Source organism: Brevundimonas sp. GW821-FHT12C05, from assembly GCF_058807475.1.
Map to the genome: position 1 here is coordinate 161,162 of NZ_JBXAQS010000005.1, position 14,431 is coordinate 175,592.

12 protein-coding genes are annotated in these 14,431 nt (G+C 68.4%); 3 read left to right on the forward strand and 9 right to left on the reverse strand.

Features of this window, described 5'->3' with window-relative positions; translation table 11 throughout:
* Positions 1-105: 105 nt before the first annotated feature.
* From AC1RRF_RS15745 to AC1RRF_RS15760, 4 genes are all read right to left on the reverse strand, one after another.
* A complete protein-coding gene (locus tag AC1RRF_RS15745; protein WP_492836201.1) occupies positions 106-2,160 on the reverse strand; it encodes an alkaline phosphatase D family protein in 2,055 nt (684 codons plus the stop codon).
* Positions 2,161-2,236: 76 nt separating this feature from the next.
* Positions 2,237-3,331, reverse strand: a complete 1,095-nt coding sequence (locus AC1RRF_RS15750) for a site-specific DNA-methyltransferase (RefSeq protein WP_492836203.1) — start codon at positions 3,329-3,331, stop codon at positions 2,237-2,239.
* 78 nt (positions 3,332-3,409) lie between these two features.
* Entirely contained in the window at positions 3,410-4,066 is a 657-nt protein-coding gene (locus AC1RRF_RS15755) for an HAD family hydrolase (RefSeq protein WP_492836205.1), read from the reverse strand.
* Between the two features lie 3 nt (positions 4,067-4,069).
* Positions 4,070-4,537 (reverse strand): GyrI-like domain-containing protein, encoded by a 468-nt coding sequence (locus AC1RRF_RS15760; protein ID WP_492836207.1) that lies wholly within the window; start codon positions 4,535-4,537, stop codon positions 4,070-4,072.
* A gap of 235 nt (positions 4,538-4,772) precedes the next feature.
* Between AC1RRF_RS15760 and ppdK the strand changes: the two genes are divergently transcribed.
* Together ppdK and AC1RRF_RS15770 are read left to right on the forward strand one after the other, a co-directional pair.
* Positions 4,773-7,463 carry a pyruvate, phosphate dikinase gene (gene ppdK / locus AC1RRF_RS15765; protein WP_492836209.1) on the forward strand — a complete coding sequence of 897 codons (2,691 nt, stop codon included), beginning with the start codon at positions 4,773-4,775 and terminating at the stop codon, positions 7,461-7,463.
* Between the two features lie 414 nt (positions 7,464-7,877).
* Positions 7,878-8,354: a porin family protein gene (locus AC1RRF_RS15770; protein WP_492836211.1), complete on the forward strand. Its 477-nt coding sequence runs from the start codon at positions 7,878-7,880 to the stop codon at positions 8,352-8,354.
* Between the two features lie 67 nt (positions 8,355-8,421).
* Here AC1RRF_RS15770 and AC1RRF_RS15775 read toward each other — a convergent pair whose 3' ends face one another.
* Positions 8,422-8,685 (reverse strand): hypothetical protein, encoded by a 264-nt coding sequence (locus AC1RRF_RS15775; RefSeq protein WP_492836213.1) that lies wholly within the window; start codon positions 8,683-8,685, stop codon positions 8,422-8,424.
* A 127-nt stretch (positions 8,686-8,812) separates the two neighbouring features.
* Between AC1RRF_RS15775 and AC1RRF_RS15780 the strand changes: the two genes are divergently transcribed.
* Entirely contained in the window at positions 8,813-9,298 is a 486-nt protein-coding gene (locus tag AC1RRF_RS15780; protein ID WP_492836215.1) for a hypothetical protein, read from the forward strand.
* On the opposite strand, the gene ychF is transcribed toward AC1RRF_RS15780, so the two are convergent.
* From ychF to AC1RRF_RS15800, 4 genes are all read right to left on the reverse strand, one after another.
* On the reverse strand, positions 9,299-10,393 hold the full coding sequence (ychF, locus tag AC1RRF_RS15785; protein ID WP_492836217.1) for a redox-regulated ATPase YchF: 1,095 nt from the start codon (positions 10,391-10,393) through the stop codon (positions 9,299-9,301). It lies immediately after the preceding gene.
* Between the two features lie 79 nt (positions 10,394-10,472).
* On the reverse strand, positions 10,473-10,952 hold the full coding sequence (locus tag AC1RRF_RS15790) for a copper chaperone PCu(A)C (RefSeq protein WP_492836219.1): 480 nt from the start codon (positions 10,950-10,952) through the stop codon (positions 10,473-10,475).
* Positions 10,953-10,966: 14 nt separating this feature from the next.
* Positions 10,967-12,319, reverse strand: a complete 1,353-nt coding sequence (locus tag AC1RRF_RS15795) for a PepSY-associated TM helix domain-containing protein (RefSeq protein WP_492836221.1) — start codon at positions 12,317-12,319, stop codon at positions 10,967-10,969.
* 5 nt (positions 12,320-12,324) lie between these two features.
* Positions 12,325-14,421, reverse strand: coding sequence for a TonB-dependent receptor family protein (locus tag AC1RRF_RS15800; RefSeq protein WP_492836223.1), 2,097 nt, complete (start codon positions 14,419-14,421; stop codon positions 12,325-12,327).
* Positions 14,422-14,431 lie beyond the last annotated feature (10 nt).

The following is a 14,431-nucleotide window of genomic DNA, read 5'->3' on the forward strand; positions in this document are numbered from 1 at the left end:
CCAACTGTCTCGCAAGTGCGAAGTTCCCCGAACGCGGATTTTTCCTGTGCAAACTGTGCAGGTTACGGCGCGCTCAATGTCGGATACCGCACATTTCCCCGATGGTTAGATCGCCAGTCCGGGGTCGCCTTCCAGGACTTCCTGCCTCAGCTCGGGGCGTTGCCCCGGCTCCCACAGCGAGACCCGGTGCGCCACGCGGTAGAGCAGCGGTCCGCCGTCGTCCGTCTCGGCGCGCTCCAGCGGTACGGGAATGCAGACGAATTCGGTTTCGAGTTCATCCGGCGACGCCCGCACCGTGACGTAGCCGTGGCCAGCGTAGTCGAGGAATTTGAGGTGCGGCGCCAGCTCGGGATTGCTGGCCGCGCGCGCCTGAGCGGGATCTCCCGTTTCCTTCAGCACCAGCGACGACCGCACCCCGTGCATCAGGGTCATGTTCCAGCTGCACTCCATCGCGCCGTCGGGCCTGTCATGGATATTGAGCGCCCGCAGGGGGCGGTCCTTCGGCATGGTGAGCCGCTGCACCTCGCCCAGGGTCTGGGCCGAGATCGAGCCGGTGACGAACTCCACGCCGACCGGATCGAAGGCGCGGGGCGGCAGGGTCCTGGAGGGATAGCCGGCCCAGAACGCGTGCCGGTCGCCCGCGACGATCGTGAAACCGGTGATCCCTTCCGCGCGGACCATGTCGAAGATCTCGCCGTGCTCGAGACCGTAGGCGCCGGTCGTCACGCCATACCCCGCGCCCTTCGGCCACTGGTCCGCGAAGGCTTCGGGCAGGTTCTGCGGATCGGTGCGGCCCGTCAGGGTGCCGAAGGAATGACCCCAGATCTTCCATGGGGCCTTGGCTGAGCGAAGCCGGTCCTTGAACCAGGCCATCTGTTCGAGGCCGAGATAGGCCTCGGGCGGCGCGTCCACGTGCGGATTGGGGAATTCGATGTCATCGCCGACGCGAATGACGGCCGGCGGATGGCCGCCCGCGTAGTCCCGGGCCTGATCCAGGGGTTCGAGCATCTGCTCGGGCATCGCCGGGAATTTGATCTCCGGCAGACCCTCATAGCTGCCGCCCGGCGATATGAAGGACCGGTTGTCCGTCAGGATCATGTCGACGTTCTTGCCGTACCGGAACGCCCGCTGGATCTGCAGCGCCTTGATCGCCGCCAGATTGTTGGGCTCCAGCCCGGTCCCTCGCGCATCGAACTCGGTGATCGGCTGGTTCTCGACCACCGGCGCCTCGAACGGGTCTCCGGCGCCGGGCTTGCGGATCCGGGCGGGCTGGTACTCGTACCAGGCCTGGCTGGCAGCGACCTTCAGCGTTTGGGCCGGCCGGATCTCGCCGTTGATGATCTGCTGGCTCTGGTACGAACGCCAGTTGAACTCGTGATTGTCCCAGACGGGAACGAACGGCCAGCGGGCCCGCGCATCCTGCAGATCGGGATCGAGCAGGTAGCCGCGATAGGCGGTGCGGTAGTCGTCCAGGTCCGCCGGGATGTGGAAGGTGCTGACCTTCTCACCGTGCGGATAGCGCACGATGTCACGCAGCCGCCGGCCCCGCTCGACCCCATTCGGTCGTTCCTCGGGATACCAGACCAGTTCATAGATGAAGTCGCCCAGATGCAGGACGAAGCCCAGCTGCTCGTCGCGCGGCCGGCGCGTATCCTCATGGATCATGCGGCGATAGGCGTTCAGGGCGCCCTGGGTCACGTCCTGGCAACTGACGAAGGCGAACGTCACCGCGCGGTCGTCATCGTCGGCCGGCGCCGTCAGGGTGCGGCCGAGGCGGCTGGCGTTTCCCGCCTCGTCGATGAAGCGGTACCAGTACTCCCGCGCCGGCCTTAAGCCCGCGGCCAGGAAGCGGCAGGTCCAGTCGGTCGCCGGGGTGACGGCGACATCGCCGCGCGCGACCACCTGTGTGAATGCGGGATCGTCGGCGACCTCGACCGTCAGTCGGTGGGACGTGGCGCCGTCGTCCGGCGCGCGTCGGGTCCACAGGATCACGCTGTCCGCACGGGGATCGCCCGACGCGACGCCCTGTGGAAACAAATCCCGGCGCTCGCCTCCGGCGACCGTCCTGGCCCGCGCGGAGGTCGGTCGGAACGCGAGCGCCGCGCCCAGCGCCGCGGCCTGGGCGGCGAACGCGCGCCGTGACAGTGCGAAATCGTCCATGTCAGTCCTCCCGCGGGGAGGAGGCGCTGGCCGAGACGGCCGGTCAACTTACGGTCTCGTAACGCGGGTCGCCCGCCTATTGCATCCCAGCGCGGATCTCGGCGCGCAGGGCGTCGATCGAGCGCAGGCCCTGGTCCGACTTGAAGCGCCAGTAGGTCCAGCCGTTGCAGGCCGGGGCGTTCTCGAACAGGGCGCCCATCTTGTGGATCGAGCCGCTCAGTTCACCGGAGACCAGCGAGCCGTCGGCGCGGACGCGAGCCTCGCGCTCGCCCTTGGGGCAATACAGGCGGTCGCCCGGGCGCAGCAGGCCGGCCTCGACCAGGGCGCCGAACGGCACCTTGGGCTCGTTGCGCTTGGAGCCCATGACGGCCAAGTCTTCCGGCGCGGCCGGGATGACGGCCTTGATGCGCTTCTCGGCGACATCGGCATAGGCGTTGTCGCGCTCGATCCCGACGAAGTGGCGGCCCAGACGCTTGGCGGCGGCGCCGGTGGTGCCGGTGCCGAAGAAGGGATCCAGCACCACGTCGCCGGGCTTGGTCGCCGCCAGTAGGACGCGGTGCAGCAGGGCCTCGGGCTTCTGGGTCGGATGGGCCTTCTTGCCGTCGGCGTCCTTGATCCGCTCTTCACCGGTGCACAGCGCCAGGGTCCAGTCGGACCGCATCTGGGTGTCTTCGTTGAAGGCCTTCAGGGCGTCGTAGTTGAAGGTGTAGCGCTTCTGTTCGCGGCTGCGGGCGGCCCAGATCAGGGTCTCGTGGGCGTTGGTGAACCGGGTGCCCTTGAAGTTCGGCATCGGGTTCGACTTGCGCCAGATGATGTCGTTCAGCACCCAGAAGCCCAGGTCCTGGATCGCCGAGCCGAGGCGGAAGACGTTGTGATAGCTGCCGATCACCCAGATCGAGCCTTCGGGCTTCAGCACCCGGCGGCATTCCGTCAGCCAGGCGCGGGTGAAGGCGTCGTATTCGGCGAAGCTGGCGAACTTGTCCCAGTCGTCGTCCACCGCATCGACCTTGGAGTTGTCGGGCCGCAGCAGGTCGCCGCCCAGCTGGAGGTTATAGGGCGGGTCGGCGAAGACCATGTCGACGGACGCGTCCGGCAGCGAACGCAGCACCTCGATGCAGTCGCCCCGGTGGATGACATCCGTAGCGAGGATGGGGGTCTTGAGTTCGGACATGGAAACGCGGCCCCGGCACAATGAGAACCGACAGGGTGAATCCTTACGGTTAAGGCGGCGTAACCGGCGGGCGTCTCATCAGTCGATCAGGCGCGCGACCTCGTCATAGGACCAGGCGATGGCGTGGGCTCCGGCGGCGGACAGCTGCTCGGCATGGCCGTCGCGAACGTGACCGCCGGCGCACAGGCCGACGACCCGCATCCCCGCCGCGACCCCGGCCAGAACCCCGGTCGGGCTATCCTCGATCACCACGGTCCGGTCGGGCGCGACCTGCATGGCGGCGGCGGCGTGCAGGAACAGGTCGGGGTGCGGCTTGCCGCGCGTCACATGCACGGCGGCGCTGAAGACCGGGCCCATCCGACCAGTCAGACCAAAGCGGGCCAGGCCCAGTTCGATCCAGTCCGGCGGGCTGGAGGAGGCGATGCAGCGCGCCTGCTCACGCCCCTCGACGAAGGCCAGCAGCCCGTCGACCGGGGCCAGGACAGTCGCGGCGCGTTCGTGGCACAGACGGGTCCACTCAACGATCACCTCGTCCGGGCAGGCGCGGCCCAGCCGGGCCTCGATGATCGGGCGGCAGTCCAGCCAGCGCTTGCCCATGTAGGTCGCGATCGCGTCGTCCGTCGTCGTCGGCAGGCCGATCGCGGTCAGGACCTCGGCCATGGCCGCGTTGTTCAGCAACTCGCTGTCGGCGACCACGCCGTCGTAGTCGAAGATGACGAGATCGGGCCTGCGCACGGTTCAGCGGGCCTTGATCGGCAACCATATCTCCGTGTCCGCGCCCGTGGCCGCATCGAACGCGGGGCCGTAGCGTTCGAAATTCGGCGTCTGCCCGTCCTCCCATTCGCCATTGGCGGCCAGCCAGCCATGGGCCGCCTGGATGGTATTGCGGATCCCCGTCAACGGTCCTTCATGGGCAAAGACGGCGTAGGTCGCCTCGGGCACACGCATCCTGCCCAGGGTTTCGTCCAGCCCCTCGAAGGTCTCGACCTCGACCGACGGCATGTATTCAAACGTTCCGGCCGCCATGTCCGCTCCGCACATCGCGCCGTAGGTGACGTATCCGACCTGGCCGAGCAGCGGCAGCAGGGCGTTGAATGTCGGCCAGAGCTTGGGGATTTCCACCGGCCCCTCCGCGAAGCCATAGGTCCGGCGAAGGCCTGCCAGCAGCATGGAGCCATGAGTCTGGAAACGATCAGGTGCGCGCATGTTCCTTCATACGGAATTCCGGCGCCGACGTCTGCACACGACCGGATGTGACGCACGGACAGCGAGGGAATGCGCACCATGCGCACTCTGCTTTTCTGAATGACGAATCCCATACCGTCCCGATCACGGATCATTACAGGTTCGGCCTCGCCTTCGCGGGCGCGGCGCGGTAAGCGGAGCCAAAGGCCCTGGCGGTTGCGAATCCCCCGCCGGGAAGACAGCTCAGAGGCTCGGCATGACACAGTGGGTGTATGGTTTCGGCGGCGGGTCTGCTGACGGCGATGCGTCGATGAAGAACCTGCTGGGGGGCAAGGGCGCCAACCTGGCCGAGATGTCGGCCCTGGGCCTGCCCGTGCCGCCGGGCTTCACCATCACCACAGAAGCCTGTGTCCACTACTACTCCAATGGCCAGGCCTATCCGGACGCTCTGGCGGCCCAGGTGGCGGCGGGGCTGAAGCAGGTCGAGACGGTGGTCGGCAAGACCTTCGGCGACGCGAAGAACCCGTTGCTGGTCTCGGTCCGCTCGGGCGCCCGCGCCTCGATGCCGGGGATGATGGACACGGTCCTGAACCTGGGCCTCAACGACGAGACGGTCGAGGGTCTGGCCGCGCTCAGCGGCGACCGCCGCTTCGCCTTCGACAGCTACCGCCGCTTCATCACCATGTACTCCAACGTGGTGCTGGGCCTCGGCCATGACGACTTCGAAGGCGTGCTGGACGACCACAAGGACCGTCTGGGCGTCACCGTCGACACCGACCTGACCGCCAAGGACTGGGAGAAGGTCGTCGCCGACTACAAGGCGGTGGTCGAGCGCGAGCTGGGGCAACCCTTCCCGCAGAACCCGCACGACCAGCTGTGGGGCGCCGTCGGCGCCGTCTTCGCCAGCTGGATGAACGACCGGGCCAAATTCTATCGCCGCATGCACGACATCCCCGAAAGCTGGGGCACGGCCGTGAACATCCAGTCGATGGTGTTCGGCAACATGGGCGAAACCAGCGCCACCGGCGTGGCCTTCACCCGCAACCCGTCGACCGGCGAGGCGCGCCTGTACGGCGAGTTCCTGATCAACGCCCAGGGCGAGGACGTCGTCGCGGGCATCCGCACGCCGCAGTCGCTGACCAAGGCGGGGCGCGAGGAGATGGGCGAGACGGCGCTGTCGATGGAAGAGGCCATGCCCACCGTCTTTGGCCAGTTCGTCGAGGTGGTGAACCGCCTCGAAAGCCACTACCGCGACATGCAGGACATCGAGTTCACGGTCGAGCAGGGCCGGCTGTGGATGCTGCAGACCCGCAACGGCAAGCGCACCGCCAAGTCGGCGCTGAAGATCGCCGTCGACCTGGCCAGCGAGGGCGTGATCTCGCAGGAAGAGGCCGTCAGCCGTGTCGAGCCCGCCGCGCTGGACCAACTGCTGCATCCGACCCTGGACCCGAACGCCGAGCGCAAGGTGGTCGCCGCCGGGCTGCCCGCCTCGCCGGGCGCGGCCACGGGCAAGATCGTCTTCGACGCCGACGAGGCCGAACGCCTGGCCCAGCTGGGCGACGCGGTCATCCTGGTGCGCGAGGAAACCAGCCCTGAGGACATCCACGGCATGCACGCCGCCCGGGGCATCGTCACGGCGCGCGGCGGCATGACCAGCCACGCGGCGGTGGTCGCGCGCGGCATGGGCCGTCCCTGCGTCTGCGGCATCAATGAGCTGTCGATCAACGACAAGGCCGGGACCTTCACGGCCCGGGGCCGCACCTTCAAGGCCGGCGACATCATCACCATCGACGGCTCCAAGGGCGAGGTGCTCGAGGGCGCTGTGGCCATGATCGAGCCGGAGCTGACCGGCGACTTCCAGACCCTGATGGCCTGGGCCGACAAGGTTCGCCGCCTGCGGGTCCGCGCCAACGCCGAGACCCCGCTGGACGCGCGCACCGCGCGCGGCTTCGGCGCCGAGGGCATCGGCCTGTGCCGGACCGAGCACATGTTCTTCGACGACACCCGGATCGCCGCCGTGCGCGAGATGATCCTGGCGGACGACGAGGCCGGACGCCGTCTGGCGCTGGCCAAGATCGCGCCGTTCCAGAAGGCCGACTTCGTCGAACTGTTCGAGATCATGTCGGGTCTCCCCGTCACCGTGCGCCTTCTGGATCCGCCGCTGCACGAGTTCATCCCGCACACCGACGAGGACATCGACGCCCTCGCCGCCGCTTCGGGCCTGGACGCCGCCAAGCTGAAACGCCGGGCCAAGGAACTGCACGAGACCAATCCGATGCTGGGCCACCGCGGCTGCCGCCTGGGCGTCGCCTATCCCGAGATCTACGAAATGCAGGTCCGGGCGGTCATCGAGGCCGCGCTGGAGGTCAAGCAGGCCTCGGGCCTGGCCCCGATCCCGGAGATCATGCACCCGCTGGTCGCTCTCGGGCTGGAGATGAAATACCTGCGCGAGCTGACCGACCGGACGGCGCAGGCCGTCTTCGCCGAGGCCGGCGACACGGTCGAATACCTGGTCGGCACCATGATCGAGCTGCCGCGCGCCGCACTGCGCGCCGGCGACCTGGCCGAGCACGCCCAGTTCTTCAGCTTCGGCACCAATGATCTGACCCAGACGACGTTCGGCATCAGCCGCGACGACTCCGGCCGCTTCCTGCAGGCCTATATGGACAAGGGCATCTTCGAGACCGATCCCTTCGTCCGTCTGGACCGCGAGGGCGTCGGCGACCTGATCCGCATCGCCGCCGAGCGGGGCGGAGCGGTCCGGCCTGACATCAAGATGGGCATCTGCGGGGAACACGGCGGCGACCCGTCCTCGATCGCCTTCTGCGAAGAGGTCGGCCTGAACTACGTCAGCTGTTCGCCCTATCGCGTGCCGATCGCCCGGCTGGCCGCGGCGCAGGCCGCCCTGCACGCCCGGGCGGGAACCGAGCGCGAAAAAGACCGGTAGTTCGGGTTCGATCGACCGCTTCCGGTCGTCGCTGCGTCTTCGGCCATCCTCGGGCTCGTCCCGGGACCCTTTCGGTCGCCGCACGGCGGCCGGACGCCCCTGGCCGCCCGGGGATCAGGGTCGCCCAACCATGAGCCTTGAAGCGAACCGCGAAAGACGGGGCGAACGCGCGGCTTTCGTTCCGTCAAAATAAGAACACGATAGGGTCAAGGTTAGCGTATCGCTGTCTGTGTCGCCCATCCCACAGTCGCGGTGAAGTCGCTACGCGTCTCTGGAACGCCAAGTTTGAATGACCATTTGTACCTCGCTGGATGGGGCCGGTGACCACAGAAGTCACCGCATCTAGAGGATACAAAAACTATGCGTAACGTTCTTCTCGCTACCGCTGCTCTTACTCTGATTTCGGCGCCTGCCATGGCGCAAAGCATCTCGAATCCTCAATATCAAGGTTCGATCGGTTACACGGGCATCGACGCCGACGGCGCGACCCTGGGTGCGATCACCGCGCGCGGCGGCGCCAAGCTGAGCCGCTATTTCGGAGCCGAGGCCGAGCTGTCGGTCGGCGTCAAGGATGACGACGTCAACTTCGGCGCCATTCCGGGCAAGGTTGAGCACCGCTACGACGCCGCCGCCTATGGCGTGGCGACCCTGCCGGTGACCGAGAATTTCGAGCTCTTCGGCCGTCTCGGCTACGGCACCACCGAACTGAAGGCGTCGGTCCCCGGCTCCTCGGCGTCGAACAGCACCGAGAGCGTCAACTACGGCGCCGGCGCCAACTACTTCTTCGACGGCCAGAACGGCGTCCGCGCCGACTGGACCCGTCGGGACTTCCGCGGCCGTGACGGCATTGAAGCCGACACCTGGGGCCTCGGCTACGTTCGCCGCTTCTAAGGCGATCAGGTCCTGAAAAGACGAAAGGCCCGCCGGGAGACCGGCGGGCCTTTTTCGTGGTCCCGGGTCAGGCGACGCCGGGCTGCAGGGCCCAGCGCATCGAGCCTTCGCCGAAGGGGCGGAAGAACAGGTCGCGGTAGCGTTCGAACGCCTCGACGATCTTGGAGGCCAGGTCCTGGGCGACGGTCTCGCCGCGCTGTCGCTTCATGGCGGCCACGCACTGGACCACGTCCTGCTGGTGAGCCGAGCCGCCCATGCGTTTGAGCACCGCGGCGATATCCAGGGCCAACGGATCGACGGCCTTGCCCCAGGGATTGGTGTTCTGAGCCATGCGGGACACCCCTTGTTCTCAACACTGGCGAACCGGTCGCAAAAACCTGCGGGGGATGCAAGCGTGACCGCGAATTCGTGATCAAGGCGAGTGAGGAGCCCCTGCGGTCGCACGGCGTTCTCCCATCATGACCCGAGCTCTGATCCCGGCTTTCGCCGCTGTCCTGCTGATCGCCGCCTGCGATCGCCAGACCGTCAATCCGCCCACCGAACCGGCCGCGCCGATCGCCACGGCCGAGATCGCGCCGCCCGCTCCGACGCCGCCCGGGATCGGCACGGTCATGCCCGGCGCCGGGCCGGCCAGCTTCGTCGGCCGCTGGGCCGCGAACGCCGCCTGGTGCGCCAACGTCAGCGGCGCCCAGCAGGCCGTCACCCTCACGCCGCTGCGGTTCGAAGGCTATGAAAACAGCTGCGCCATCACCTCGCTGGAGCAGGTGGTCGACGGCTATGAGGTGACCCTGGCCTGCCAGGGCGAGATCCCGCGCGAGCGCGTCCGCCTGTCGGCGCAGGACGACGTGCTGCGCCTGACCTGGCTGAACCGCAACGAGGCGGTGCTGTTGCTCAGGCGCTGCCCGGCGGCCCCCGGCGCCGGCGAAAGCCGGCCGGCCGGCTGATCAGTTGAACAGGAAGTTCATCACGTCGCCGTCCTTGACGACATAGGCCTTGCCCTCGGCGCGCAGTTTGCCGGCCTCGCGGGCCTTGGCTTCGCCCCTCAGCGCCACGAAGTCCTCGTAGGCGATGGTTTCGGCGCGGATGAAGCCCTTCTCGAAGTCGGTGTGGATCACGCCCGCCGCCTGGGGGGCGGTGTCGCCGACGTGGATCGTCCAGGCGCGCGCTTCCTTGGGGCCGACCGTGAAATAGGACTGCAGGCCCAGCAGGCTGTAGGCCTCGCGGATCAGGCGGTTCAGGCCCGGCTCGGCCAGACCCAGGCTTTCCAGGAACTCGGCCTGTTCCTCGGGGTCGAGGACGGCCAGTTCGGAATCGATCTTGGCCGAGATGACGACGGCGTTGGCGTTGTCCTCGGCGGCGCGCTTGGCGACCAGGTCGGACAGCTCATTGCCCTTGTCGGCCGAGCCCTCATCGACGTTGGAGACGTAGAGCGCAGGCAGGGAGGTCAGCAGCTGCAGCATGTGCCACGCCTTTTCGTCCTCCTTGTCGACCTTGACCACGCGGGCGGGCTTGCCGGCGCGCAGAGGCTCCAGCGCCATGTTGATCAGGCGCAGGGTCTGCTGGGCGTCCTTGTCGCCGCCCTTGGCCTTCTTCTCGACGTTGACGACGCGCTTCTCGAGGCTTTCGAGGTCGGCCAGCATCAGTTCGGTCTCGATGATGTCCAGATCCGAGATCGGGTCGATGCGGTTTTCGACATGGGTGATGTCGTCGTCGATGAAGCAGCGGGCCACGAAGGCCACGGCGTCACAGTCGCGGATGTTGGCCAGGAACTGATTGCCCAGGCCCTCGCCCTTGGACGCGCCGCGCACCAGGCCGGCGATGTCCACGAAGGTGATCCGCGAGGGGATGATCTCCTTGGAGCCCGCGATCTCGGCCAGCACGTCCAGGCGCGGCTCGGGCACGGCCACGTCGCCGGTGTTCGGCTCGATGGTGCAGAACGGATAGTTGGCCGCCTGGGCCGCCGCCGTCTTGGTCAGGGCGTTGAACAGGGTGGACTTGCCGACGTTGGGCAGGCCGACGATCGCGACTTTAAGGGCCATGGGTCTCAGGAGCTTTCAATGAGCGCGAGCCTTTAGCGGGTCCGGACCCGTTTGTCAGGCTCGCGCGCGCCGAACCGCTCTAGTGGGCGGCGTAGACGTCGTCTTCGGTGGTCTTGGGCTGGCCCACGGCGGCCTGCACCACGACCGGCGGGGCCGAGGCGAAGGTCAGGGTCAGGGGCACGGTCTGGCCCGCGACAATGGGGTTCTCGACGGCCAGCAGCATGATGTGGTTCCCGCCGGGCTTCAGCTCGACCACCTGGCGGGCCGGAAGGGGCAGGCCCTCCTTCAGCTCGCGCATCATCATCATATTGCTCTCGATCTTGCTCTCGTGGATCTCCACGCGCCCGGCGACGGGGGTGGTGATGCTGAGCAGACGGTCGTCAGCCCCGGCCGTGAGGGTCAGATAGCAGCCGGTCATCTTGCGGCCGGGGGGCGTCGGGCGGCAGACGGCGTCGGTGACGGCGACGGCGCTCTGTTCGCCCGCCGGGACGGGCTTGGGCTCGTTCGAACAGGCGGCCAGCAGGGCGAAGGCGGCGAGGGGGATCAGGGTGCGGGTCATGAGTCGGATGTCTTTCAGGCAGCGGAAGGTCTGGAACGGAAAAAGGTGCGGATCAACCGGTCGGCCGCCAACGCGGCGATCAGGCTGGCTCCGGTGAGGGGATAGAGAAGGCAAAGCGGAAGAACGATGGCGAGAACCGCGACGCGCAGGCGGGGGCCGTCGGGCACCGGGGGCGCGCCGATCCGGCCGTGCGACAGGCGTGGCGGCCGGCGCTTCCACCACATCAGCAGGCCGCTGACGGCCAGCAGCCAGACGCCGATGCAGCCCGCCAGCATGATCCAGCGGTTGATCTGGCCGAACTGGGTGCCCTGGTGGGTGTAGATGCCCCATTCGATCGCCTTCGCGCCGGGACCGAACTGCTGGAAGCCGATGTCGCCCAGCACCCTGCCGTCGGCGGGATCGATGTAGAGCGCCCGGCTGTCCTGCACGCGGCGCGCCTGGGCGGTGGCGGTCCAGGCGGTGTCGGCGGCGCGCGGGATGGAGACGGCATAGGGCCGCGCCAGACCCTCGGCCTCGGCCCGGGCGATGACGCCGGACAGGGGACCGGCCGGGTGGTGCGAGGGCCTGCGAAGCACGACGCCATCCATGGTCCAGCCGGCGCCGGCGGGATGGTCATGGTGCTCGGCCTTCTGCCAGGCGCTCGCGACCGGCGCGGGCGGCCGCCCCCAACCGCTCGCCTTGACCGCGCCCATGACCTGATCGCCCCAGACCGCCGACCACGGCATGCCGGTCACGGCGAGGAACAGCACCACGCCGCCGACGTAGATCCCGGTCAGGGCGTGCAGGTCCCGCCAGAAGGGTCGGCGACGCACATCCGTGGCGGTCAGGGTCAGGACGCCCGCAACGCGTTTGCGCGGCCACCACAGATAGAGGCCGGTGGCGAACAGGACGATCGTCCAGCCCGCCACGACCTCCACGAGGAGGTTCATCGCCGGTCCGAAGAAGGTCAGCGAATGCAGGGCCTTGATGGTCTCCATGACGCCGCCGTAGCCCGTCACGCCGGTGACCCGGGCGGTGTGGGGATCGACGAAGACGGTCCGTTGCGAGCCGTCCACCCGATCCACCCTGACGCGGACGGCCTGATCGGTCCTCTCCGGCATCAGAACGCTGGCGGGGCGACCGTCGCCGGCCCGCGCCGCCGCCGCGACCCAGGCGTCGGGCGAGGCCTGCTGCGCGACGGGCGGAACCTCGGCCATCCGCCGATAGACGGCCTGGTCGATCTCGTCCTTGAACAGGTAGAGACCGCCGGTCAGCGCCAGCAGCATGAGGAAGGGCATGACCAGCACGCCCGCGTAGAAATGCCAGCGCCAGACGGCGCGGTAGGCGCCGGACAGGGGCGTGGCGGCCGAAGTCTGAATCTCGGTCATCGGACTCACAGGGCCACACGCAGGCCGACGAAGAGAGCGCGCCCCTCGCCCGGATTGAAGACGACGGTCGAGACCGGCGTCTGAGGGGGCGGAGGATTGGGACGGGCGTCGGTGATGGCCGAGAACTCGTTCACGTGCCGCTCGTCCGTCAGGTTGCGGGCGTCCGCGAACAGGGTCAGCCCGTCCTTGACTTCCCAGCTCGCATTCAGCCCCAGCAACGTGTAGCCGGGCGCCTTCATCGTATTCTGGTAGTCGACCCAGGCGTCGCTGATCCGCCATTCGACCGACGGCGTCAGCGACAGACCCGACGGATGCCGCCAGGCCAGTTCGGCGCGATAGGCGTGCTCCGGCGCGACCGGCAGGCGGTTGTCGCCCCAGCGCGGATCATTGACGAAGCGGAAGTCGTTCCAGGCATAGGTCTGGCGCAGCAGCAGCGAGCCTTGCGCCAGCTCAGCCGGCAGGCGCCAGTCCAGCCCGGCCTCGATCCCCTGGTGTACGGTCTCGCCGGCGTTGAAGGTCGCGGCCGGGATGTCCGGGCCGGTGATGAAGTTCAGCAGTTCGCCGTCGATCTCGCTGCGGTAGGCGGTCACATCCCAGGCCAGGTCGCCCCGGCGGCCGCGGGCGCCGATCTCGGCGGTCCAGGCGTCCTGCACCTTCACCGGGGTGAAGCCGACCAGCGGAGCCTGAACCAGGGCGCCATAGGTCGGAGGCTCGACCGACCGGGTCACATTGGCGAACACCTGGGCGCCGTCCTCGGCCTCCCACAGCAGGCCCAGCCGGGGCGAGAACCATTCGTAGTCGATGTCGTCATTGTTGGCGGCGTTGACGTGGTCGGCATAGTCGCGCGTGGCCCGGCCGAACGAACCGCCCGCCACCACGGCCAGCCGGTCGGTCACGAACAGCCGGCCTTCGGCGAAGACGTCCAGCCCGGTCGCCTTCTGAACATTGTCGGCGGTCAGGGCGCCCGCCTGGCCGCCGATATTGACGTAGCGCCGACCGTCGACCTGACCGTCGCGATAGCTCAGGCCATAGAACAGGTCGGCCCGCAGGCCGCCCACCTGACCGGTCCAGTCGAAGCGGCCGAACAGGCCGGTCGTCTCGCTGTTGGTGTGGAGCACCTGGAAGATCGGGTGCCACAGCTCCTTTTCCCAGCCCCAGACGGCGCCTTCGAACACGGTCGAATCGTTCAGTCGCCAGCGGGTCTGCAGCGTCAGCCGCTTCAGCGTCAGGTCGCGGGCCTGGTCGCCGCTGATCGCGCCGGGATTGGCCATCTCGGGTCGGGTCAGGGCGTCGGTGAGCGACAGCGACCCCGGGATATCCTGCTTGATGTCGGCCGCCTGGTAGATCAGCCGCACCTCCCGGTCCTCGCCGAACCTCCGGCCCACGTTCAGGGTCAGGCGCGCCTGGCTCTGTTCGCTGTGGTCGCGGTATCCGTCCGATTCCATCGCCGAAACGGCCGCGAATACGTCCCAGTCGCCGGACGCGCGCGCCAGCTGCACGCTGCCCCTCAGGCTGCCGAACGACCCGCCTTCCAGCTGCAGCACCGTATCATCGACAGCGGTGCGGCCCGTAGGCGTGATCTGGTTGATGGCGCCGCCCAGCTGGGCTCCGCCGAAGCGCAGGGTGTTGGCCCCCTTGTAGATCTCGATGTATCGGGCGCTCAGCGGATCCACGCCCTGGAAGTCGGAGAAGCCGTCGGCGTCCGCGAAGGGCACGCCGTCTTGGGCGAACAGCACCCCGCGCTGGTGGAAGCCCTGGGCGAGGCCCGAGCCCCGGATCGACAGTCGGGCTTCCTCGCCATAGCGCTTCTGCGCCAGCACGCCGGGCACGTTGCGCAGGGTGTCTGCGAAGGTCTGGGCGAAGCGGTTGGCGTAGCTTTCCGCCGAGACCACGGCCACGGCGCCCGGCGTGCGCGACAGGCGGTCGCGAGCCTCGGCGACCACGGCCGGGTCTTCCGGATTGCGCCGGGCGGTGACGATGACGGTGTCGAGAGTGGTGGGGTCTTCCGGCCCGGCGGCGGGCTCGGAGGCATGGGCGAAGGCGGGCGCGGCGAGGGCCGCGAGCAGCAGGGCGCAGGGCGCCGCGGTGGTCCGAAGGGACATGGAATCGATC

Excerpts from the sequence above, each read along its gene's own strand:
- AC1RRF_RS15790 (WP_492836219.1), bottom strand. The coding sequence starts at position 10,952 with ATGACCCGCACCCTGATCCCCCTCGCCGCCTTCGCCCTGCTGGCCGCC.
- AC1RRF_RS15775 (WP_492836213.1), bottom strand. The coding sequence starts at position 8,685 with ATGGCTCAGAACACCAATCCCTGGGGCAAGGCCGTCGATCCGTTGGCC.
- AC1RRF_RS15800 (WP_492836223.1), bottom strand. The coding sequence starts at position 14,421 with ATGTCCCTTCGGACCACCGCGGCGCCCTGCGCCCTGCTGCTCGCGGCC.
- AC1RRF_RS15750 (WP_492836203.1), bottom strand. The coding sequence starts at position 3,331 with ATGTCCGAACTCAAGACCCCCATCCTCGCTACGGATGTCATCCACCGG.
- AC1RRF_RS15780 (WP_492836215.1), top strand. The coding sequence starts at position 8,813 with ATGACCCGAGCTCTGATCCCGGCTTTCGCCGCTGTCCTGCTGATCGCC.
- AC1RRF_RS15760 (WP_492836207.1), bottom strand. The coding sequence starts at position 4,537 with ATGCGCGCACCTGATCGTTTCCAGACTCATGGCTCCATGCTGCTGGCA.
- AC1RRF_RS15770 (WP_492836211.1), top strand. The coding sequence starts at position 7,878 with ATGGCGCAAAGCATCTCGAATCCTCAATATCAAGGTTCGATCGGTTAC.
- ppdK (WP_492836209.1), top strand. The coding sequence starts at position 4,773 with ATGACACAGTGGGTGTATGGTTTCGGCGGCGGGTCTGCTGACGGCGAT.
- AC1RRF_RS15795 (WP_492836221.1), bottom strand. The coding sequence starts at position 12,319 with ATGACCGAGATTCAGACTTCGGCCGCCACGCCCCTGTCCGGCGCCTAC.
- ychF (WP_492836217.1), bottom strand. The coding sequence starts at position 10,393 with ATGGCCCTTAAAGTCGCGATCGTCGGCCTGCCCAACGTCGGCAAGTCC.
- AC1RRF_RS15745 (WP_492836201.1), bottom strand. The coding sequence starts at position 2,160 with ATGGACGATTTCGCACTGTCACGGCGCGCGTTCGCCGCCCAGGCCGCG.